Raw genomic sequence first — 382 nt, 5'->3', positions numbered from 1 at the left:
CTTCCCGGCGGTGGACACCGGCGAAATCCGCCTGCATCTGCGCGCGCCGACCGGCACGCGGATCGAGGACACCGCGAGCATTACCGACCAGGTCGAAGCCCGCGTGCGCGACGTGATCCCGAAGCAGGAACTCGCGGCGATGCTGGACAACATCGGCGTGCCGGTGAGCGGCATCAATCTGACCTACGACTCGTCGGACCCGATCGGCTCCGAGGATGCCGACGTGATGATCACGCTCGCGCCGAAACACAAGCCGACCGCGCAATACGTGGCGACGCTGCGCACCACGCTGACGAAAGACTTCCCCGGCGTCACGTTCGCTTTCCTGCCCGCCGACATCGTCAGCCAGATTCTCAACTTCGGCCTGCCCGCGCCGATCGAT

Annotated in this window: 1 pseudogene; it reads left to right on the top strand. The window is 66.0% G+C overall.

Annotation, left to right across the window (positions count from 1 at the left end):
- Positions 1–382, top strand: a pseudogene (locus P0D73_RS46820) (efflux RND transporter permease subunit); the annotation flags it as partial.

Origin of the sequence: Paraburkholderia sp. RL18-101-BIB-B (assembly GCF_046026985.1) — a bacterium.
GTDB lineage: Bacteria > Pseudomonadota > Gammaproteobacteria > Burkholderiales > Burkholderiaceae > Paraburkholderia.
This window is presented reverse-complemented; position numbering and strand designations above follow the sequence as displayed.